Below are 21,101 nucleotides of genomic sequence, written 5' to 3'. Positions count from 1 at the left end.
CAGACATCGTGTTCTCTCCTAAGGCTGGTTCAGGCGCGGCTTTCCGCCAGCGCGCTGTAGATCAGCGTCTTCAACTGACGCCGGATGGGATAGACGGATGAGGGGTAGAGCTGCGTCATGAAGACCGCGTGGATCTTTTCGACAGGGTCCACGAAAAACGCGGTCGAAAAGATGCCGCCCCAGTAGAATTCGCCTGCTGAGCCGGGAACCAGTGCCCGTGCCGGATCGATGGTCATGCCAAAGCCGAGGCCGAACCCTGCGCCCGCGTTGTAGGCCTCGCTGAACATGGCACGCGACACTTGCGTGAGGTCCGCGCCGCCGGGGAGGTGGTTGGCGGTCATCAGTTGGAGCGTCTTGGGGCTGAGCAGGCGCGTTCCGTCGGCAGCGCCACCATTCACCAGCATGCGGCAAAAGCGGTGGTAGTCCGCTGTAGTGGATAGCAGGCCGCCGCCGCCGCTTTCGAAGCGGGGTACGCGGCGGGTGCCGGATTTCTCGGCAGGATCGAACATTTGTGGCGCTTGTCCGGCCTGGTAACCCCAGGCGTCGGCCAGCCGGTGGGCCTTTTCATCCGGGCAGTGAAAGCCGGTGTCAACCATGCCCAGCGGTTCGAAAATGCGAGTGCGGAAGAACTCGCCAAGGCTCATGCCCGCAAGCCGCGCCACGATCACGCCCAGCACATCGGTGCCAACCGAATAGTTCCAAGCTTCGCCGGGTGCAAATTCGAGCGGGAGCTTGGCCAGTTCGGCAATGAAGTGATCGTTGCCGGGCAAGCTGGCATGGCCATCCAGCCGCCCCTTGCGATAGGCGGCATCCACGTTGGTGCGGTTCTGGAGGCCATATGTAAGGCCCGACTGGTGCGTGAGCAGATCGACCATGCGCATCACCGGCGCAGGACGTGCGGGCAAAAAGTCCATCTCACCGCCGCCACCGGTGTAGACGCCAAGGCCCGCAAACTCGGGCAGCACATTGGTCACGGGGTCGTCGAGCGCGACCTTGCCTTCTTCCACCAGCATCATGAACGCCACCGAGGTCAGCGGTTTGGTCATTGAGGCGATGCGGCATAGCGTATCCGATGCCATCGGCGTGCCATCCGCGCGCGCCTTGCCACTGGTATGGCGATAAACCGGCTGCCCATCCCGCGCGACCAGCACGTCAAGCCCGGGCAGGCGGCCACTCTCGATATAGCGCTCATCAAGAAAAGCACCGATCCGGCTCAGACGGTCAGGCTCGAACCCCAGTGATTGCGCGTCTGAAAGCTGCATCATCCTGTCCTTACCCGAAAATCGCAACGCTCTGCAGGCCGCGCATCACTTCTGCGCCGTCGGCGTTCCACATGCGCAAGGTTTCGCTGCTGAAGCCGTCCGCCATATGGTTCGACGATGTTTCCAGCAGCCACCAGCCATCGCGCGTGGCGGGGCTGTCGCCCAGCAGCGTGAATGACCAGTTGATCGAACTTATCGGTCCCTGCCGCTCCATCGCCCGGATCGATCCGGGCGGCATCGCATCACCGATCAGCACCAGTTCGCCCACCGGATCAAGCCCGTTGCGGTCCTTCAGGCGCACCCAGCGGCGCACCACGCCGGGGCGCACGTCACCCTTGGCTTCGGCCCGGCGCAGTTCGAAGTTGTGGACGAAATGCAGGCCTTCGGGCGAACCAAGCGGTTCCATATCCTCATACCGCACGAAGTTTTCAGCGCGCGGCGCGGCAATCATGCCGTTCGATGGCCGGGCGCGCCCGAATATCCATGCGGCCCTGTGGGCAAGGTTGCCATTGCTGTGAATGTCGGTCTGGATGTTGGCAACGCTCTTGCCTTCGCGCAGCACGCTGACGGTGATGTCCACGTCTGGCCCGACAGGTGCGATGAAGCCGATCTGGCCGCCACGCAGTGGGGGCAGATCCGGGCGGGCTTTGCGGGCTGCAGCATAAGCGAGGAACGATGACGCGCCCCCGTACATGGTGCGGCCTTGCAGCCAGCCATCCACGCCGCGCAATGAAAATACGCTGGCCTCCGCGGCCATTGCATCTTCGGTCATTTCTGCAGCGGTGAGACCAATAGCCGGGGGCATCTGCGGTGCGTTCATACCGCAGGCGCGCTTGTCAGCCTGGTGCCCTGAACCGGCACTGCAAGATGTCGCTCCAATGTCCTCTCCCACGTGTTGCCACGACTCTTCTGGCAAAGAGCTAGTGGAAGTTTACGTAAAGGGAAAGGGGCGCGGATGTGCGTTTTTGGCGGTTTGTCAGGCTGACGCTACGGCATGCTGCAATCTTGCAGAGCAAAAAAATCGACCCCGGCGATGGTCGTTGAACCTTCACCGGGGCGAAGAGTACCGGCTTGTGGCCGGGTGGATCAGATCAGTGCAGGCTTTCACCGCCAGCGCGGCGCAGCACCGGAGCTTTGGCCGCACTGGCGGCGAAGACCATCAGCAGCACATAGCAGGCCAGCGGCACGATGAACGAGGCGAAGATGCCCGCAGCATCGGTTACCGCACCCGCCAGTGCGGGGATCAGCGCCCCGCCGATGATGCCGGTGCAGAGCAGGCCGGAGGTGGCTTCTTCGCTGGCCGAGGAACGCTCTAGCGTCAGCGTGAAGATCACCGGGAACATGATCGAATTGAACAGGCCAATGGCCAGCGCAATGTAGCCGGCAGAAACCCCGCCCACGAGGAACAGGTAGGCGCACATCGCAGCAGCAATTGCGGCAAACAGCACCATCAGCTTGGCCGCCGGGAAGCGCGCGAGCAGCACCGTGCCGATGGCGCGGCCCACCATTGCGCCGCCCCAGTAGAACGAAACGGCTTTGCCCGCCTGTTCAAGGCTGACGTTCCAGATCGCCGGACTGTTGAGATAAAAGGCCATCTGCGTGCCGATGGCCACTTCCGCGCCAACATAGATGAAGATGGCTGCTGCGCCGAGGACAGCCCAGCGCGACGAGAAGGCCTGGGCCAGCAGTGCGCCGATGCCGCCGGTGGGTTGCGCGGGCGGAGCAGCGGCAGAAATGCGGGTGCGGTTCACGAAAAAGAACGCCAGCAGCACGATCAGCAGTCCGCAAATCCAGAAATAGGCGCGGTCGATCCCGGCAAGCGCAGCAGCGCGCACCTCAGGCGTCAGTGCGACGCCGTCTGACACTTCAACGCCCTTGAGGAACAGCGAGGCACCCAGTGCCGGGCCGAGGAACGTGCCGAACGAGTTGAACGTCTGCGACAATGTCAGCCGGAAATGGCTGCCTTCGGGCTTGCCCAGCGCGGCGGCGAGCGGATTTGCTGCTACCTGCAGCACGGTGATCCCGGCGGCGAGCATGAACAGCCCGGTCAACACCAGCGGGTACGACGCGATGTTTGCTGCGAGCAGCATGACAAGGCAGGCCAGCGTCATGGTTGCCAGTGCCAGCAGGATTGCCGGCACCGCGCGGATCCGCCCGATGATGGCGGCAGCAGGGAAGCTCATCACGCCATAGGCGATGAAGAACGCGAAGGCCGAAAGCTGCGCTTCCAGCGTGGTCAGCGTGAAGATGCCCTTCACTGCCGCCACGAGCGGATCGATCAGCGAAGTGATGAAGCCCCAGGCGAAAAACAGCACGGTGACTGCGGCAAACGCGGCCTTCTGCGAATTGGGACTGGCTGACATTAAGCTCTCCTCGGCCGACCGCTGACAGGCCGTTATCGGGCGGGTCTAGCGATCCTTGTCAGCGATGTCATGGCGTTTGCATAGGTATTCCCGGCCGAAAATGGCGTGGTTAGCGCTATCCTTTGGCCAAGGCAGGCGGCAATTCGCGGCGCAGCTTCTCGATCATGCGCTGGACTTTGGGCAGAAGGTGGCGGCGTTGCGGGTAGACGGCCCAGATCGGATCGTCTTCGGGCCGGAACGTTCCCAGCACTTCCACCAGCGCGCCCTCGGCCAGTGCGCGGCTGACGTAGAACGCGGGCAACTGGCACAGCCCCATCCCTGCCACCGCTGCATCGAACACCGCCGCGCCATTGCTGCAACGCCAGCGTCCGCGCGGGCGGATCGTGCGAATTTCGCCATCCACGGCGTAGCGCCATGTGTCTGACGTGGCCGGGATGCAATCGTGGCTCTCAAGGTCGTCCACCGTCTGCGGCGTGCCATGTGCGGCGATGTAGGCAGGCGCTGCGCATGTGACGATCCCGCGCGTGGCGATCTGGGTGCGGATCAGGCGGCTGTCGGGCAGGGTGCCGGTGCGGATGGCAAGGTCATAGCCTTCGGACACCAGTTCGACCACGCGGTTCGAAAGGTCCAGTTCCACCGAAAGCTTCGGATAGTCCTGCACATAGGCGCGCACGATCGGTGCCACAAAGCGCTCGCCCAGCGCGGTGGGGCAGGTGATGCGCAAGTGCCCCTGCGGCTCTCCCTGCAGATCGAGCATGGCAATCGCCTCGTCCCGCTCGGCAATCAGGCGGCGGAACTGGTCCACCAATGTGCGCCCGGTATCGGTGAGGCTGACGGCCCGGGTGGTGCGATGAAAGAACTGTGCGCCAAGGCTCTGTTCCAGCCGGGCCACGGCGCGGCTCACATGCGAAGTTGACGTGCCCAGCCGCTTGGCCGCAGCGACAAACGTCCCCGCATCGGCCACGGCCACCACTTCATCGATCCCGTCCCAGCGATTGCTCATTGTTCTCGTCTTGCAACAGTGTTTCGCGTAATGCGCAATTTAACACTGCCGTAGCAATTATGCTAACGCCCGCCCAACAGATAATGGCCATTCCAAAGGGAGACCGCCGACATGAAGACCCGCGCCGCCGTCGCATTCGCCGCCAAGCAACCCTTGGAGATCGTCGAACTCGATCTTGAAGGCCCCAAGGCCGGTGAAGTGCTGGTCGAAATCATGGCAACCGGCGTGTGCCACACCGATGCCTACACGCTTGACGGGTTTGACAGCGAAGGCCTGTTCCCCAGCGTATTGGGCCATGAAGGCGCAGGCATCGTGCGCGAAGTGGGCGCAGGCGTAACCTCGGTAAAGCCGGGCGACCATGTTATCCCGCTCTACACGCCCGAATGCGGCAAGTGCAAAACCTGCCTTTCGGGCAAGTCCAACCTCTGCACCGCAATCCGCGCCACGCAGGGCAAGGGCCTTATGCCCGATGGCACCACGCGCTTTTCCTACAAGGGCCAGCCGATCTTCCACTACATGGGCTGCAGCACGTTCTCCAACTTCACCGTCCTGCCTGAAATCGCGGTCGCCAAGATCCGTGAAGATGCCCCGTTCCAGTCCGCCTGCTACATCGGCTGCGGCGTGACGACCGGCGTGGGCGCTGTCACCAAGACCGCCAACGTGCAGCCTGGTGACAATGTTGTGGTGTTCGGCCTTGGCGGCATTGGCCTCAACGTGCTGCAAGGCGCGCGGATGGCTGGGGCCAACAAGATCATCGGCGTGGACCTGAACCCTGATCGTGAGGAATGGGGTCGCCGCTTCGGCATGACCGACTTCCTCAACACCAAGGGCATGAGCCGCGAGGACACCGTCGCCAAAATCGTCGAGATGACCGACGGCGGCGCGGACTACACCTTTGACGCCACCGGCAACACCGAAGTGATGCGCACCGCGCTGGAAGCCTGCCATCGCGGCTGGGGCACCAGCATCATCATCGGCGTGGCCGAAGCGGGCAAGGAAATCGCCACGCGCCCGTTCCAGCTCGTTACGGGGCGCAACTGGCGTGGCACCGCGTTCGGTGGGGCCAAAGGCCGCACCGACGTGCCCAAGATCGTCGATATGTATATGACCGGCAAGATCGAGATTGACCCGATGATCACGCACGTGATGGGTCTGGAAGAGATCAACACCGCGTTCGACCTGATGCACGCTGGCAAGTCGATCCGTTCGGTTGTGGTCTTCTGATACTTGCATAGCAGCTGGTGAAAACGAAGGGCGGTCGACCAACGTGGTTGGCCGCCCTTCGTGTTGGGCATCGGGTATTTCATTCGGCAATGGAGGTTTTTTCCGAACGTGCGTGCGGTCTAAAGCAGGCCATTTTCCAATGAAATTGTGATGAAAAACACGTCGTCTAAGTCGGTGCAATTGGATCTATCTGCCATTATGGTTCGAAAATATTCGATTCGTTGAACCAATTGCCCTGCTTGGCAATCGGTTTTGGCGGCACGCCATTGTTGGCGTTCGAATATGAACGGGGCATACAAGTGGGTGAATTGCGCATGATAGCGAAGTTTGTCACGCGGCTTATCGCGGGCACGGCGGCTGCCACCACGGCTCTGGTGTTTGCCGCTTCGACTGCATCGGCGCAGGCCGTCATATCCAAGCCCATTGTCGCCATTGAGAAGATGGACGATCTGGCCAACTCGGGCCAAGCTCCTGCCTTCTCGACAATGATCCAGTCGGCGATTGAATCGACCAACAAGTTCCGCGTGATCGAGCGCGCGCGGCTGGACAAGCTGGTGGGCGAGCAGGCCCGCGCCAAAAGTGGCTTGGTGACAAGCCGCAAACCCGGCAAAGTTGGCGGGTTCGAAGGCGCGGACTATCTGATCTATGGTTCGATCACGACCCTGTCGATGGTGCGCAAGTCCGACTTCGGCAGTTCGCTACTGTCGGGAATGCTCAGCAACAACAACGGCGGAAAAACGTGCTCTGGCGGGCAGGCGACGCTGTCAATCGACATCAAGATCACCGACGCCGATAGTGGTGAGGTCCGCTATAATCGCCGCATTGATGAAACCCAGAAGCTTGCCACAACATGCGATACGCAGAACCCCTCGGTCGACGCTGCGGCACTGCTGCGTTCGGCGGCGGACAAAGTCGCAACGGGCCTCGTAACCGCGATTTATCCCATCCAGATCGCCGCCGTGCAATCCGATGGCGTGATCGTGCTCAACTATGGCGAAGGCGCGGTCCGGGTGGGCGACATGATGTCGATTTTCACCAAGGGCGAAGTCATTCGCGACCCGGCCACGGGGGAAGTCATTGCCAACGATGAACAGCGGGTGGGTGGCCTGCGCATTACCGACGTTCTGGGCCGCGTGTCCAAGGCGCAGCAGATGGGCGCGTTCTCCTCTGCGGCGACCGTGGGGGCAATTGTTCGCCCGGCAACGCCCGAGGAAGTCAGGCTGATGAACGCCAAGCAGAAGAAGAAGTGAGGGCGCGGCCATGACCATCCGTCGTAAATCGCTTGGGTCTGCCTTGTCTGCCGTACTCCTGCTCGCCCATCCCCCGGCACAGGCGCAGTCTGGCCCGGCCATTGCTATCGGCACTTTCGATGCCGAAGAAGCTTGCACCATCTATCAGCAATATGCCGGACGGCGTGCGGCCTATGCTGATGCTTATGTCTATGCATCCTACACCAGCTTCTTCACCTATCTGGTCAAGGATTGCGTGCAGAACTTCCCTTCGCTGCGCACGGCGTTGCAGGCCGCGCTCGCCTCGTCTGGCAAGTTTGCACAGCGGGCGGGCGGCTATGTGGTTACTGGCCATCTTTCGCGCGTCAGCGGCACCGGCGGTCCTGCCCCCGACGCGCCAGATATGGGGCCGGGCGGCTTCTCGATCACGTCGAGCAGCATGTTCGTGACGATGGACTTCACCGTCAAGGATGCGCGCGGACGCATCGTCTATGGCGATGTGGTGACCAAGAAGATCGAGGTCAGTTCCGACATCAACGTCAACGGTTTCCGCGCCACGTCTTCGCAGGGCGGCCCCGGCCTTTATGGCGTGCTGCAACGGGAAATGTCGCAGGCGATTGCGCGCAAGATCGCCTTCCATTTCGTGCCGATGGAAGTGATCCGCAACGAAGGGACCGAAATTCAGCTGAACTATGGCGCGCCGCTGCTGACGCTGGGCCAGATCGTGCAGGCAACTGCGCCCGATGGATCGGCCGTGGCGCGCTATCGCGTGACGTCGGCTTCCGCAGGATCGTCACTGGCCGAACTGGAAGGCGATGGCCGCTACCAGCGGATCGTGCCGGGCAGTCAGGCCATCGTGATCGAAAGCGATGATCCGGCAGCCAATGGCCCAAGGTTCAAGCGTACGCCTTTGCCATAAGCCAACTGCGGCGGAATTTCACATTGCCGAAATGCCGCCGTCCAGCTTCAGTTCCGCCCCGGTCATGAAACGGCTTTCGTCGCTGGCAAGGTAAAGCACGCCTGCTGCGATGTCGTCGGGCACGCCGACACGGCCCAGCGGGATCTGGCGGGCGAGTTTGTTCATCACCACGGCCTTGTCCAGATTGGCGTTGGCGCTGATGCCATCGAGGATCGGGGTGTCCACGAACGTCGGGTGGACCGAATTGCAGCGGATGTCCCAGCCGCGTTTGGCGCAATAGAGCGCGACCGATTTGGACAGCATCCACACCGCCGCCTTGCTTGCGTTGTAGCCGGGCATGGTGTCGGACGCGATCAGGCCGGCGATGGAACTGATGTTGACGATTGATGCAGGCTGACTGTCGCGCAACAGGGGCAGGGCTTTCTGGCAGCCAAGGAACACACTGTCGACATTGATGGCAAAACCACGATGCCATTCCTCCAGCGTGCAGGTTTCGATATTGCCGCGCACGCCCACGCCTGCGTTGTTGACGAGAACCGACAGCCCGCCCATCTTTTCGGCAGCCAAGGCGATGGCGGCGTCCCAATCGTCGGGACTGGTTACATCATGGCGCATGGCAAAGGCTGTGCCGACGCCCAGTTCGGCGTTGATCGCGCTGGCAGTGGATGCTGCGCCATCGCCATTGATGTCGGTCAGCAGCACCTTTGCGCCTTCGCGGGCAAGCATCCACGCGTGTGCCGCGCCAAGTCCCTGTGCTGCGCCGGTGATGAGGGCCTTCTTGCCCTGAACTCTGCCCATATTTGTCCTCTCCAAACCCATCCGCTGCACCCCCGCGTAGGCGGGGGTCTCAGTCGGTTTACACAAGCGTTTCGTAACAACACCGAGGCCCCCGCCTTCGCGGGGGTGCAGGTGTTTGCGCGCTTTGGAGATCAGACAAGCAACTCAGGCCGCTTCATGCAAGCGGCAGAAGTATCAGCGCAGGATCGAAGGCGAGAGCAGAAGCAGCATCCGCGTGTCGATGGCATAGCCTTCGGTGCGTTTGACAGACAGAAAGCTCTCGATTTCCGTAAGGGCAACGCGGTGCACGGTGATGCCTTCGCCTTCCACGCCGCCGCCTTCGGAAACTTTTTCAAGATCGTGCGCGCGGAACAGGGTGAAGGCTTCTGTCACCATGCCGGGTGAGGAGTGGAATTCACCCAGCGATTCGATCCGGCCCGGACGGTAGCCGGTTTCCTCTTCCAGTTCCCGCGCGGCGGCAGTGGCGGCGTCTTCGTTTTCCGCGCCTGCCTCATCGCCGATCAGGCCTGCGGGCAGTTCGATGCAGGGGCGTCCCAGCGGCATCCGGAACTGTTCGACAAGGATCACTTCGCCATCATGGATGGCAAGGATCACTGCGGCCTTGATGTTGCGATTGCGGCCAACGTATTCCCACCGCCCGCGTGTCTTGGCCACGATATAGCGGCCTTCCCAGCGGATTTCCTCGGGGTGGTCGCGGTATTCCTGTTCAAGACTCATACTTCGATCAACCTGTCTGGAAGCTCGTTGGTGTCATCATCGCTGCGCGGGAAGTGCTCGGCCAGAACCTTGCCCACTTCGGCAACGGCTGCGGCTATGCCTTGTGCGATCTGTCCGGCACGGAGCGGATCGAGCATCGCTTTCATCGCGTGACCCCATGTTTCAGGCGCGACCTTTGACGCGATGGCAGCGTCAGCGATGATCTCTGCATGGTGTTCATCAAGGCTGACATAGATCAGCACACCGGTGCGCCCGGACGTGCGGCTTTCGGCTCCGACGCGAAAACAGGTTAGCGCACGCTTGCGCACGCGGGCATTGCGGATGAAGCGCGGCGTGAGCCACAGGCCCAGCGGCGTGAACCGCATCAGCAGATACATCACGGTGAACTTCAGCGCGGTAACGGTGAGCGCGAGGCCGATGATAGCACGCGGGGTCCAGTCGAACGCCCACAGGCCAAAGGCGCGCTCAACCAGCGAGAGCATTGCGCCGGGCGCAATTTCCAGCGCCGAGAGCGCAAGGAAGGCCGCCAGCGCAGACCACATCAGGGCGACGTCATGGTAGGGATCAGAGCGCGGGGTGATGATGGTAACGATCTCGCCCGCGCTGTTTGCCTCTGCCGCAGCAACGGCATCAGACACGAGCTTGTGATCAGCGGCGGTCATTGCAGGTTTTGCCATCACCAGTCCCCCGAAGCCCCGCCGCCATCAAAGCCGCCGCCGCCGCCACCGAAACCGCCAAAGCCGCCGCCGGAATCCGAACCGCCCCCGCTCCAGCCAGAGCTGTGACCACCGTTGGACGCACTGCGGGCGATTTCGCTTAGCCCCCACAGGACGATGCCCGGATCGATACCGCTGCTCCGCTGCCCAAACCCGCGATTGCGCCGCCCGAAGATCGAGATGGCAACAACGATCAGGACGATCCAGAAAATTGCGCTGGCAAATGTACCGCCTTTGCTCGAAGCGCCTTCCCGGTTCGCCGCTGCTGCTGCTTCGGCAACGGCCTTGGCATCGGCGGGATCGCGATTGAGTTGCGCGATGATCTGATCGACACCGGCATTGATGCCGCCTGCGAAATCGTCGGTCTTGAAGCGGGGTGTCACATAGTCGCGCAGGATGCGGCCTGCCAGCACATCGGGCAGGCGTTCCTGCACACCGCGTGCGGTGCGAATGCGCAGCTTGCGGTCGGCAGGCGCAATCAGGAACAGCACGCCCTGCTCGGTCTTTGCGCCCCCGATGTCCCATGCCTCGGCCAGTTGCTGGGCATAGTCGGTTGCGTCCATGTCATCCAGCGACGCTACCGTGGCAACGATGATCGCCCGCCCGGTTTGCGCATTGTAATCACTGAGCTTCTGCGTCAGCGCTGCTTCATCCGCGTCGGGGATGACATTGGCCTGATCCAGCACGGGGCCGGTGGGCCGCGCAGGCATGGCAGCGTGGGCTGCCCCTGCCATCAGCAGAAGCAGCACCGCGCACACTTGCCACAAGGCCCGCGCCGACACCCGCGCCCACCCGGGGCGTGTCATATTATTGCCCAGTTGCCGGAGCTGCAGGCGCGTTCATGTCGAAGTTCACCGTAGGCGCGGTTTCTGCGCCGGCTGTGGCCTTGAACGGAACCATTGGCTTGGCCCCGTGAATCAGCTTTGCGCCGATCGCATCGGGGAAGGTGCGGATCGTGGTGTTATAGGCCTGCACCGCTTCATTGTAGCGCGTGCGGCTCACGTTGATGCGGTTTTCGGTCCCTTCAAGCTGCACCATTAGATCGGAAAAACGCGCCTGGCTTTGCAACTGCGGGTAGTTTTCCACCACGGTGCGCAACTGGCCCAACGCCTGCGTGAGCTGGTTCTGCGCGCCCTGGAACTTCTCGAACTCTGCCGGATTCGACAGGTCATCGGTGGTAATGTTGATCGACGTGGCGGCCGCGCGGGCGTTGGTCACGTTGGTCAGGATCTGCGTTTCCGAAGCGGCCGCACCCTTTGCGGTGGCGACAAGGTTCGGGATAAGGTCAGCGCGGCGCTGGTAGGAGCTTTCCACGTCTGCCCAGCGCGCCTTGGCCTCTTCCTCGGCGGCGGGGACCGAATTGATCCCGCAGGCCGAAAGGCTGGCGGCGGCGACAGTGGCAAATGCGATCTGGCTGAAGCGAATTGCGGCCATCGAAAAGTCATCCCCTTTTGTGGGCCACAGTCGCAGCCCGGATAGTGCAGAAGATAGAGGGCTTATGTTGCCGTTCAAGTATGAACCGGAATGCACTCGATTGTGTCTTGTCGGGCTGGCCGGGGGATGGCAAACCGATTCTCCAATTTGGTTAACGGTTCTAAGGGGGGCTGGTCGACATGCTCGGAGAATTCAAGGCATTTATCGCACGTGGAAACGTGCTCGATCTGGCGGTCGGTGTGATCATCGGCGCCGCATTTGGCAAGATTGTCGCATCACTGACTGATGACGTGATCATGCCTGTTATCAGCGCGATTACTGGCGGCATTGATTTCAGCCAGAAGTTCGTTGTGCTGGGCACCATTCCGGCGGACTACAAGGGTGAGATGACTTATGCCGCGCTCAAGGCTGCGGGCGTGTCGATGCTCGGCTGGGGATCGTTCATCACCGCTATCATCAACTTCCTGATCCTGGCCTTCGTGATCTTCCTGATCGTGCGTCAGGCCAACAAGGTCATGACAAAGCCCGAAGAACCGGCAGCACCTGCCGGGCCGAGCGAAGTCGACCTGCTGACCGAGATCCGGGACGCGCTGAAGAAGTAAACCCAAATACTCGTCATTCCCGCGCATGCGGGAATCCAGCGATAGGGACGTCGTCGCACCGCGACGGCTCTTTTGCAGGACTAGGTCCCCGCCTGCGCGGGGATGACGAAGGTCACACTGGGCCGACAAACAAAGAGGAAAGGGGCAGGAGCAATCCTGCCCCTTTTCATTTGGCGCAGCATCCCTATATGCATCCCTGCCGGTTTCGACCGGCTATGGTGATAAACTGCGGCGTGCAATAGGCACAGCGGACCCGGGGGCGGTACCCGGCGGCTCCACCATCACTACCGTTTCCTTCGGGGGCGGGCCTTGTTGTCGCAAGGGTGTTGATGGGGCCGAACTAGGATCGACGTGTGTTGAAAAGCGCTGTTTTTGCCCAGGCTGAGTAACCTGTTATAGGCTCACAACTCACAAGTGCCAACGACAACGAAGCACTTGCTCTCGCAGCATAATTCTAGGGGCTAACGCCCTGAAGTTATAAAGCGAAAGCACGGTTCGGACCGAACCGGGTAACAGAATCGGAAACCGGGGGCTGGGGGCGAGCCTAGCAACAGAATCGCCCTATTTCCCCGTTTTGCTGGCGTGCCTTGAACCTTCGATCCTTCGACAGGCTCAGGATGAGCGAGACTTGGTGCTGATGTCAAAAGGCCGCTCATGCTGAGCTTGTCGAAGCATGACCCGCAGGCTCAGACCTTGACGGTGGCTTCTGCCAACTCGCGCGCCTGCTGCTCCATCCGCACCGCGTCGAGGATCTTGGCCCCGGCTATGAACACCGCGCCCGTGGCCGCCAGAAACAGCAATTGGCCACCAAATCCGGGATACTCAGTCAGGTAGGCCTTGCCGCGCTCTACTGCCCCCAACGACAGCGCGTATATCACCGCAAAGGCTTCGAACCGGGTCTTTATGATGAAGAGGCGACCAAACTTGCGAAGCATCCCGAGCGGTATCCTTTTGTCCTGCCAATCTCTGAGCAACGATCGTGCCAGATCAGACTTTGCTGGAAAGCGTCTGGTTAACGCACGCTTCACTGTAAAGCGCGGCGACAAGCGGGCAAGGCTTATGCATCAGGGATACGCGCGAGCGTTCAGGCCAGTTCCGGCAATTGCAGCATATCCAGCAGTGCAGCACGCGCCCCAATGACCGAGCGTGCCAGCGATTCCCGTCCAAGATCAAGTGGATCGATCTGTTCGGGCCAGCTTGCCGCGACCACCGCCTCGACCTGTGCAATCTTCGCCTCGTCCAGCAGGAAGCGTGGATCGACTGTGGCAGGATCAGCGACAACGCGCAGCCGCAGGCACGCAGGCCCGCCGCCATTGGCCATCGACTGGCGTACATCGACCGGCAGCACACGGCGGATCGGGCCGTTGGATGCGATATGCCCCTCCAGCCACCCGCGCACTGATGGCATCTCCCACGCCTCAAGCGGGATAACGAGACCCATCTCGCCCGAAGGCAGCGTTAGCAACTGGGCGTTAAACAGGTAGCTTTTGATGGCATCGGCAAGGCTGACCGCGCTTGCAGGCACGACGACGATCTCGGCCTCGGGGAGCCGCTCACGGATCGCCGTATAAGTGCCATCCGGGTCGGCAAAGGCCTGTTCATGCGTAAACAGTACGCGCTCGTTGGCTACGGCGACGACATCGTTGTGGAATGCGCCTGCCGCAATGGCTTCCGGCGCTTGCGCAATGAACAGGCAGTGCGCGGGATTGAGGCCATGCAGGCGGGCCACGGCGCGGCTCGCCTGTTCGTGCTGCCGTGCCGGAAACGCGCCGCCGGTGGTGCCATAGACGAACAACTCCAGCCCCGGCGCGCCGTGGCTGGCGCACATCCGCATATGGTTGGCCGCACCCTCATCGCCGAAACAGGCAGGCACGGCGTCATGCACGGCAAAGTGCGCGCTGTGTGCAAAAGCCAGGCGCAACTGGCGCACAGTGTCGGGCCACTCCTGCGACCGGTGAGGCATGGTCACCAGGTTGGCAGCGGTCAGGTGGCAGCGTCCGTCTGCGGTATCTGGCGCGGGGCTGACCGTGGCGGCATTGGCCGTCCACATCGCCGAGGCTGACCATGCCGCTGCGCGCAACCTGCGTTGCGCCGGGTCGGCGGCATCGATGGCGTTCAGGCCCAGTGCGTCAAGCAGCGCCGGATTGGGACGGGGCAGGGGCGCAAACAGCCCCTGCGTCAGCCCCAGGCCCAGGTTGTGGCGCATCTTGCCCAAACCCTGCAACGCAGCGGCACGCGGATAGGATACCTCGCCTGCATTGCTGGACGAGGCAAGGTTGCCAAGGCTTAACCCGGCATAGTTGTGGCTGGGGCCGACAAAGCCATCGAAGTTGATTTCTACCAAAGCCATCGCGTCAGCGCTCCACGAACCACACGGCATCGCCAGCCTTCACACCCAGCGCGGCAGCACTGACTGGATCAAGCGTCAGCCCATCGGGCGTCTCGGCAATCTCGGCAAATGCGCAGCGATAGTCCGAGAGTTTGCCGGTGGCGACCAACGCCTTGACGACCGCGCCTTCACCTTCGGGCGCGCGGACATGCGCGACTGCCAATTCCTTGGCTTCGCAGATCGAACGCACGCGGTCGGTCCGCGCGGTCATCGTCGGGCCGCCGTCGAAAATATCGACATAGCCTTCATAGGCAAAGCCTTCCTCCTCCAGCATTCGCATTGCTGCGCGGCCCGATGGGTGGGGCAGGCCGATGGCAGAGCGCGCGGTTTCGGGCAGCATGGCGATGTAAACGGGGTGCTTGGGCATCAGATCCGCGATGAACTGGTGGCCGTTGATCGCGTTGAAATAGTCGGCCTCCTGAAACCCCATGCCGAAAAAGCGCCCCGCCACACCATCCCAGAATGGCGATCCGCCGCGCTCGTCGATCACGCCGCGTAGTTCAGCGAGGATCTTCTCGCCAAAGCGCGCGCGGTGCATGGCGATGAACAGATAGCGGCTGCGCGCCAGCAACATGCCCAGCCCGCCTGCGCGCTCGTTCGGATGGAGGAACAGCCCGCCCACTTCGCTCGACCCTTCAAGATCGGTGACAAGGTTGAGCATTTCGGCACGGAACGTGCGGTTCAGTTCCTTTGAATGCTGGGTCAGCGTGGCCATGCGATAGGAGTAGAATGGCGATTTGCGGCCCACGCAGGTGAAGATCTGCGACGTGCCGCGCACTTCGCCAGTCTGCGCATTTTCCAGCACGAACACGAACAGTTCGTCCTCAGGATTGCGCGGATCGCCTTCTTCGGTGTTGGCATAAGCTTCCGCCGCGCGGCCCAGCTTGGTGGTCAGCGCCTTGCGGTCAGCGGGCAGGTTGGTGAAGCCACCGCCGGTCAGCTTGGCCATTTCATACAGCGGCTGCAGATCGCTCGCGCGCGCGGCGCGGATACGGAAGGTCATCAGTTTCCTCCGGAAAGGCGGTGCAGGACCAGCGCGGAAAGCGCTGCACGTTCGGCCAGCGATGGTACGATCAGGAACTCCTGATCCGAATGGATCGCACCCCCGCGCACGCCCATCGTATCGACAACAGGCACCCCGCACGCGGCAATGTTGTTGCCATCGCAGACCCCGCCCGACGCCTGCCAGCGGATCGGCTGGCCAAGCGCTTCGCCACATTCGCGCACCAGCCCGAACAGCGCGGTCGCCTCTGGCGTTAGCGGCTTGGGCGGGCGGGAAACGCCGCCGTGGAGGTGAATGGTCACATCGTGCAGCTTTTCGATCACGCGGATTGCCTCGCGCAAGGCTTTCTCGAATGTGCCCGCCTGTTCGGGCAGGCGCGGCCGCACGTTGAAGCGCAGCACAGCGTGATCGGGCACGACATTGTTGGCACTCCCGCCATCGATCCGCGCAGGGTTCACCGAAAGCCCCGGCGCTTCCAGCGCTTTCAACCGCAGCGCCAGATCGGCCGCAGCGAGAATGGCATTGCGCCCGTCCTGCGGATTGCGCCCGGCATGGGCAGAGCGGCCCTTGATCACCGCACTGTAATTGCCACTGCCGGGGCGCTCGCCCGCCAGCGTACCATCGGGCAGGGCAGACGGCTCATAGGTCAGCGCCGCCGCCTTGCCCGCTGCCAATTCTGCAATCAGCGGCGCGGACGACAGGCTGCCGGTTTCCTCGTCGGAATTGATCAGCACGTCATAACCGATGGCCGCCGCAACCGGGCTGGCTTCGAACAGTTTCAGCGCGGCAAGGATCACCGCGATGCCGCCTTTCATATCGGCCACACCCGGCCCGTTCAGCGTCTCGCCATCCAGCCATTGCAGCGACTGGAACGGGTGGGTGGGGGCAAACACGGTGTCCATATGCCCGGTCAGCAGGTAGCGCCGTGCAGCCTGCGGGCGCACCGACAGCACCAGATGCGCGCCGTTGGCCGTCTCGCGCTCGGTCCCGTCAGCCGCGATGGCGCTGACCGGGGCGGGATCGACCTTGCGGATGTCTCCCGGCAGCACCGCAAAGGCCTCCGCCAGCAAATCCCACTGCTGCGCAAGGCCGGGCAGATTGCCGGTGCCGGTGTTGATCGCGCACCATTGTTCGACCTGTGCGAGCATCGCGGCGGCATCGATGGGCGCGAGCAGCGCTCGTTCGGTGGGGGAAATCTGTTGCATCTGCAACCAGCCTAGCCGCTCACGCGCGCGGGGTGAACCCCTTGTGGATCACCAAAGATGCCCACCCCCAGCCCCACCCTCCTGCGGGCGAGGAGTGAAAGGCCGTTCTTCTTCTCCCCTCCCGCAGGCGGGAGGGGGCGGGGGTGGGCATGGGCAGAAAGGCCCACTCGCACATTCACAAGATTGCAATGGCCTGCACGTTCATGCATAGCCTCAAGAGTTCCTCCCCAGGTTCATCGGATTCGGCGCAGGCGGTTTGCCCGTGGGCGCAGTTTATGTGAGCGTATGGATATGGGTGAAATGAACGAACGTACCGAGCGCAATGGCCTGCAAGTTGACGCGGCCCTCGCCACTTTCATCGACAGCGAAGTTCTGGGGCCACTTGGCCTTGAGCCATCGGTCTTCTGGCAAGGCTTCGCCGCGCTGGTCAGCCGTTTCGCGCCGGTAAACAGCGCCTTGCTGGACAAGCGCGATACGTTGCAGGCACAGATCGACGGCTGGCACCGCGACCGCTGCGGAAAGCCGGTCGACGCTGCCGAATACCGCGCGTTCCTCACCGAAATCGGCTATCTCGTCCCTGAACCGGCCAATTTCCTGATCGGCACACAGAATGTCGATCCCGAAATCGCCACGATGGCGGGGCCGCAACTCGTCGTTCCCGTGCTCAACGACCGGTTCGTCCTCAATGCCGCCAACGCACGCTGGGGCAGCCTCTATGACGCATGGTACGGCACCGACGCGCTCGATGCCGCGCCCGCCAAACCGGGCGGGTATGACAAAGCGCGCGGGGCCGCTGTGGTCGCCGCAGGCCGCGCGTTCCTCGATGCCACATTCCCGCTGACCACCGGCAGCTGGAGCGATTGGGACGGCGCAGGCGATCCGCCACTGGCCGATCCGTCGCAACTGCTCGCACGCAAGGCAGGCGGACTGCTGCTGATCAACAACGGCCTTCATGTAGAGATCGTGCTGGACCGCACGCACCCAGTGGGCGCGGATGACAAGGCGGGCATGGCCGACATCGTGATGGAAGCCGCGCTCACTTCCATCGTCGATCTGGAAGACTCCATCGCTGCTGTCGATGCCGAGGATAAGCTGGTCGCCTATCGCAACTGGCTCGGCCTGATGCGCGGCGATCTTGAGGCAAGCTTCCAGAAGGGCGGCAAGACCATGACCCGCGCGCTGGACGCAGACCGTGCATGGACCGGCGTCAATGGCGATGCGCTGACCCTGCCGGGCCGCAGCCTGTTGTTCGTCCGCAATGTCGGCCACCTGATGACCAACCCGGCGATCCTCCTGCCCGATGGCAGCGAAATCCCCGAAGGTGTGATGGACGCGGTGATCACCAGCGCCATCGCTTGTCACGACATCAAAGGCCTTGGCCGTTATCGGAACAGCCGCGCAGGCAGTGTCTATATCGTCAAGCCCAAGATGCACGGGCCGGAAGAATGCGCCTTCACCAACGACCTGTTCGATGCAGTCGAAGACCTTCTCGGCCTTGCCCGCCACACCGTGAAGGTGGGCGTGATGGACGAGGAACGCCGCACCTCGGCCAACCTCGCCGCTTGCATCCATGCGGTGAAGGACCGCATCGTGTTCATCAACACCGGCTTCCTCGATCGCACCGGGGATGAAATCCACACCTCGATGCAGGCCGGTGCGATGATCCGCAAAGGCGCGATCAAGGCCTCCGGCTGGATCGCCGCCTATGAAAAGCGCAACGTCTGCATCGGCCTGAAGCAGGGCCTGTCCGGCAAGGCGCAGATCGGCAAGGGCATGTGGGCCGCGCCCGACATGATGCGCGATATGATGGACCAGAAGATCGGCCACCCGAAGACGGGCGCGAACACCGCCTGGGTGCCATCCCCGACGGCCGCCACGCTCCACGCGATGCACTACCATCAGGTGCCGGTCTTCGCCTTGCGCGAAGGCATCGCGGCAGAACCTGTACCAGGTCTCGATGCGCTGCTGGCCATTCCGTTGGCAGACGGCGCAAACTGGTCGGAAGACGAAGTGTGCGAGGAACTCGACAACAACGCGCAAGGCCTACTGGGCTATGTCGTGCGCTGGATCGATCAGGGCGTCGGCTGTTCAAAGGTGCCCGACATCAATGATGTGGGCCTGATGGAAGACCGCGCCACCTTGCGCATCTCCAGCCAGCACATGGCTAACTGGCTGCTGCACGGCGTTGCCACCAACGCGCAGGTCATGGACAGCCTGAAGCGCATGGCGGCCAAGGTCGACGCGCAAAACGCAGGCGACCCGCTTTACGAACCGATGGCGGGCAACTGGGAAGAAAGCTTCGCCTTCCGCGCCGCCTGCGATCTGGTGTTCAACGGCGTGGAACAGCCCAACGGCTACACCGAACCGCTGCTCCACGCATGGCGGCGCAAGAAGAAAGCAGCGATGGCGAAAGTGGCGGAACCGGCCTGAGCAGCGTTGACAATCTGGTGTTCGGCATGGTCATTTCCCGGCCATGACCGAACCCAAAGTTTCCGGCCCGGCGTCTTACTTCCCCTCAATTGAGAAGAAGTACGGAAAGCCCATTGCCGAATGGAAAGCGCTGGTGCGTGCGGCGCTTCCCGCCAAGCACATGGAACTTGTGGCCATGCTGAAAGACCAGCATGGCATGGGCCACGGTCACGCCAACGCCATCGTGGCTCACACGCTGGCCGAGGGCTGAGAGCACCCTACTTCGTCAGTACCCGCGCAATGCTGACAAACTCCTCCACACTCAGCGTCTCGGCACGCCGCTGCACATCAATGCCCAGCACCCCCAGCGCATCGATCGCACCGGGCAGGCCCTTTAGCGACTGCCGAAGCATCTTGCGTCGCTGGCCAAACGCCGCCTCGGTCACCCGCTCCAGCATCCGCGCCGAAACGCCCTCGGGCATCGCGCCCGGCTCTACATGGACGATGGCCGACATCACCTTGGGCGGCGGGGTGAAGGCGCTGCGGTGCACTTTCATCGCAATGCGCGGGGCCGCGCGCCACTGGGCCAGCACCGCAAGCCGCCCATAAGCATCAGACCCCGCCTGCGCCACGATCCGCTCGGCCACTTCCAGCTGGAACATCAGCGTCAGCGATTTCCACTGCGGCGGCCAGTCCTGTCCTGAAAGCCATCCGGTAAACAGCCCCGTGCCCACATTGTAGGGCAGGTTCGCCGCCACATGCCACCGACCGTCAAACAGCCCTGCGGCATCGATCTTCGTCGCATCCCCCGCAATGACGGTAAGCTGGCCCGGAAAAGCCTCCGACAACTCTTCCAGCGCAGGCAAGCATCGCTTGTCCATCTCGATGGCGGTCACTTTCGCGCCCGCGCGCAGCAGCGCCCGCGTCAACCCGCCGGGGCCGGGGCCTACTTCCAGCACGTTCTCGCCCGCCAGCTTGCCCGGCACCCGCGCGATGCGATCGAGCAACTGTTCGTCGAACAGGAAGTTCTGCCCCAGCGCCTTGGTGGCAAACAGGCCGTGGCGGTTGATAACATCGCGTAACGGGGGAAGATCGGTCATGCCGCGTCCTTAACACAGCCGAGGCGTTCCAGCGCAGGCACCAGTTCTTCGAAGTGATCGATCACTGCATCGGCCCCCAGATCGTCGGCGGGCAGATCGTTGAAGCCAAAGCGCACTGCCACCACCGGCAGTCCAGCCGCCTTGGCCGCGCCCACATCAAACGTCGTGTCGCCCACAAACGCCGCCGCCCCGCCACCGCACCGCGCCACCATTGCGTGCAGCATGTCGGGCTTCGGCTTGGCCCGGCCCGGCCCCAGCGTGTCTCCGCCGATCACGCAGGCAAAACGGTGGAGAATGCCCAGTTCCTCGAACAGCCGAACCGCAAGCGCTTCCTTCTTGTTCGTGGCAATCGCGATCTTCACCCCGCGCGCATCAAGCGCATCGAGCATGGCCGCTCCGCCCGGAAAGAACGTGGTGTGGTGCGCTATGTTGTCGGCATAGAACGCCACCAATTCGGCCTGCAGTCCATCGAACGCCGCCTCGTCCACCCCGCCCGATTCCGTCAGCGCGGACCGCAACATCTGCGCAGCCCCGCCGCCGACATGGCGCGTCACGTCGGCAAAGGGCACCGGCGGACGCCCCGCCAGCGCCAGCGCATGATTCAATGCCACGCACAGATCGCGGCTGGTATCGAGCAACGTCCCGTCGAGATCGAATCCGACGATGTTGTAAGGAAAGCTTGCCATCATGTGCGCAAGTGACCTCCCGTTCTGGAAAGCGCAAGAATT

The 21,101-nt window shown here is 62.7% G+C and carries 21 protein-coding genes and 1 other RNA gene; 7 read left to right on the top strand and 15 right to left on the bottom strand.

Features of this window, described 5'->3' with window-relative positions; translation table 11 throughout:
• Nucleotides 1-29: 29 nt before the first annotated feature.
• The 4 genes from Q8R81_RS06830 to Q8R81_RS06815 form a co-directional block, all read right to left on the bottom strand.
• Nucleotides 30-1,262, bottom strand: a complete 1,233-nt coding sequence (locus Q8R81_RS06830; protein ID WP_305616676.1) for a serine hydrolase — start codon at nucleotides 1,260-1,262, stop codon at nucleotides 30-32.
• Nucleotides 1,263-1,272: 10 nt separating this feature from the next.
• Nucleotides 1,273-2,067 (bottom strand): thioesterase family protein, encoded by a 795-nt coding sequence (locus Q8R81_RS06825; RefSeq protein ID WP_305616675.1) that lies wholly within the window; start codon nucleotides 2,065-2,067, stop codon nucleotides 1,273-1,275.
• Between the two features lie 286 nt (nucleotides 2,068-2,353).
• Nucleotides 2,354-3,625, bottom strand: a complete 1,272-nt coding sequence (locus Q8R81_RS06820; RefSeq protein ID WP_305616674.1) for an MFS transporter — start codon at nucleotides 3,623-3,625, stop codon at nucleotides 2,354-2,356.
• Between the two features lie 115 nt (nucleotides 3,626-3,740).
• Nucleotides 3,741-4,628: a LysR family transcriptional regulator gene (locus tag Q8R81_RS06815; RefSeq protein WP_305616673.1), complete on the bottom strand. Its 888-nt coding sequence runs from the start codon at nucleotides 4,626-4,628 to the stop codon at nucleotides 3,741-3,743.
• 111 nt (nucleotides 4,629-4,739) lie between these two features.
• Here Q8R81_RS06815 and Q8R81_RS06810 point away from each other — a divergent pair, with 111 nt between their 5' ends.
• From Q8R81_RS06810 to Q8R81_RS06800, 3 genes are all read left to right on the top strand, one after another.
• Entirely contained in the window at nucleotides 4,740-5,852 is a 1,113-nt protein-coding gene (locus tag Q8R81_RS06810; RefSeq protein ID WP_305616672.1) for an S-(hydroxymethyl)glutathione dehydrogenase/class III alcohol dehydrogenase, read from the top strand.
• A gap of 239 nt (nucleotides 5,853-6,091) precedes the next feature.
• On the top strand, nucleotides 6,092-7,102 hold the full coding sequence (locus Q8R81_RS06805; RefSeq protein ID WP_305616671.1) for a CsgG/HfaB family protein: 1,011 nt from the start codon (nucleotides 6,092-6,094) through the stop codon (nucleotides 7,100-7,102).
• A 10-nt stretch (nucleotides 7,103-7,112) separates the two neighbouring features.
• Entirely contained in the window at nucleotides 7,113-8,000 is an 888-nt protein-coding gene (locus tag Q8R81_RS06800) for a hypothetical protein (protein WP_305616670.1), read from the top strand.
• 18 nt (nucleotides 8,001-8,018) lie between these two features.
• Here the strand turns inward: Q8R81_RS06800 and Q8R81_RS06795 are convergent, their stop codons facing one another.
• The 5 genes from Q8R81_RS06795 to Q8R81_RS06775 form a co-directional block, all read right to left on the bottom strand.
• Complete coding sequence (locus tag Q8R81_RS06795; RefSeq protein ID WP_305616669.1) at nucleotides 8,019-8,798, bottom strand: SDR family oxidoreductase; 780 nt, start codon at nucleotides 8,796-8,798, stop codon at nucleotides 8,019-8,021.
• Nucleotides 8,799-8,972: 174 nt separating this feature from the next.
• A complete protein-coding gene (locus Q8R81_RS06790) occupies nucleotides 8,973-9,515 on the bottom strand; it encodes an NUDIX hydrolase (protein WP_305616668.1) in 543 nt (180 codons plus the stop codon).
• Entirely contained in the window at nucleotides 9,512-10,192 is a 681-nt protein-coding gene (locus tag Q8R81_RS06785; RefSeq protein WP_305616667.1) for a TPM domain-containing protein, read from the bottom strand. The genes Q8R81_RS06790 and Q8R81_RS06785 overlap by 4 nt, the downstream gene beginning before the upstream one ends.
• Nucleotides 10,192-11,037, bottom strand: coding sequence for a YgcG family protein (locus Q8R81_RS06780; RefSeq protein ID WP_305616666.1), 846 nt, complete (start codon nucleotides 11,035-11,037; stop codon nucleotides 10,192-10,194). Before Q8R81_RS06780 ends, Q8R81_RS06785 begins: the two co-directional genes overlap by 1 nt.
• 1 nt (nucleotide 11,038) lies before the next feature.
• A complete protein-coding gene (locus Q8R81_RS06775; protein ID WP_305616665.1) occupies nucleotides 11,039-11,665 on the bottom strand; it encodes a LemA family protein in 627 nt (208 codons plus the stop codon).
• A gap of 179 nt (nucleotides 11,666-11,844) precedes the next feature.
• On the opposite strand from Q8R81_RS06775, the gene mscL reads away from it, so the two are divergent.
• Nucleotides 11,845-12,267 (top strand): large conductance mechanosensitive channel protein MscL, encoded by a 423-nt coding sequence (mscL, locus tag Q8R81_RS06770; protein ID WP_305616664.1) that lies wholly within the window; start codon nucleotides 11,845-11,847, stop codon nucleotides 12,265-12,267.
• 159 nt (nucleotides 12,268-12,426) lie between these two features.
• Nucleotides 12,427-12,794: a transfer-messenger RNA gene (gene ssrA, locus Q8R81_RS06765) on the top strand.
• Nucleotides 12,795-12,953: 159 nt separating this feature from the next.
• Here the strand turns inward: ssrA and Q8R81_RS06760 are convergent.
• The 4 genes from Q8R81_RS06760 to Q8R81_RS06745 all read right to left on the bottom strand — a co-directional run bounded on the left by Q8R81_RS06760 (nucleotide 12,954) and on the right by Q8R81_RS06745 (nucleotide 16,864).
• Nucleotides 12,954-13,202: a hypothetical protein gene (locus Q8R81_RS06760; RefSeq protein ID WP_305616663.1), complete on the bottom strand. Its 249-nt coding sequence runs from the start codon at nucleotides 13,200-13,202 to the stop codon at nucleotides 12,954-12,956.
• A 149-nt stretch (nucleotides 13,203-13,351) separates the two neighbouring features.
• Complete coding sequence (locus Q8R81_RS06755; protein ID WP_305616662.1) at nucleotides 13,352-14,617, bottom strand: N-succinylarginine dihydrolase; 1,266 nt, start codon at nucleotides 14,615-14,617, stop codon at nucleotides 13,352-13,354.
• Between the two features lie 4 nt (nucleotides 14,618-14,621).
• Nucleotides 14,622-15,659 carry an arginine N-succinyltransferase gene (locus Q8R81_RS06750; protein ID WP_305616661.1) on the bottom strand — a complete coding sequence of 346 codons (1,038 nt, stop codon included), beginning with the start codon at nucleotides 15,657-15,659 and terminating at the stop codon, nucleotides 14,622-14,624.
• Nucleotides 15,659-16,864, bottom strand: coding sequence for a hydrolase (locus Q8R81_RS06745; protein WP_305616660.1), 1,206 nt, complete (start codon nucleotides 16,862-16,864; stop codon nucleotides 15,659-15,661). Before Q8R81_RS06745 ends, Q8R81_RS06750 begins: the two co-directional genes overlap by 1 nt.
• Before the next feature lie 300 nt (nucleotides 16,865-17,164).
• Here Q8R81_RS06745 and Q8R81_RS06740 point away from each other — a divergent pair, with 300 nt between their 5' ends.
• Nucleotides 17,165-19,294 carry a malate synthase G gene (locus Q8R81_RS06740; protein WP_305616659.1) on the top strand — a complete coding sequence of 710 codons (2,130 nt, stop codon included), beginning with the start codon at nucleotides 17,165-17,167 and terminating at the stop codon, nucleotides 19,292-19,294.
• 43 nt (nucleotides 19,295-19,337) lie between these two features.
• Nucleotides 19,338-19,544, top strand: a complete 207-nt coding sequence (locus Q8R81_RS06735) for a DUF4287 domain-containing protein (RefSeq protein ID WP_305616658.1) — start codon at nucleotides 19,338-19,340, stop codon at nucleotides 19,542-19,544.
• 7 nt (nucleotides 19,545-19,551) lie between these two features.
• Here the strand turns inward: Q8R81_RS06735 and rsmA are convergent, their stop codons facing one another.
• A complete protein-coding gene (gene rsmA / locus Q8R81_RS06730) occupies nucleotides 19,552-20,373 on the bottom strand; it encodes a 16S rRNA (adenine(1518)-N(6)/adenine(1519)-N(6))-dimethyltransferase RsmA (protein WP_305616657.1) in 822 nt (273 codons plus the stop codon).
• Nucleotides 20,370-21,059, bottom strand: a complete 690-nt coding sequence (locus tag Q8R81_RS06725; RefSeq protein ID WP_305616656.1) for an HAD-IA family hydrolase — start codon at nucleotides 21,057-21,059, stop codon at nucleotides 20,370-20,372. The genes rsmA and Q8R81_RS06725 overlap by 4 nt, the downstream gene beginning before the upstream one ends.
• Nucleotides 21,060-21,101 lie beyond the last annotated feature (42 nt).

The organism is Novosphingobium sp., from assembly GCF_030696665.1.
Lineage (GTDB): Bacteria > Pseudomonadota > Alphaproteobacteria > Sphingomonadales > Sphingomonadaceae > Novosphingobium.
This window is presented reverse-complemented; position numbering and strand designations above follow the sequence as displayed.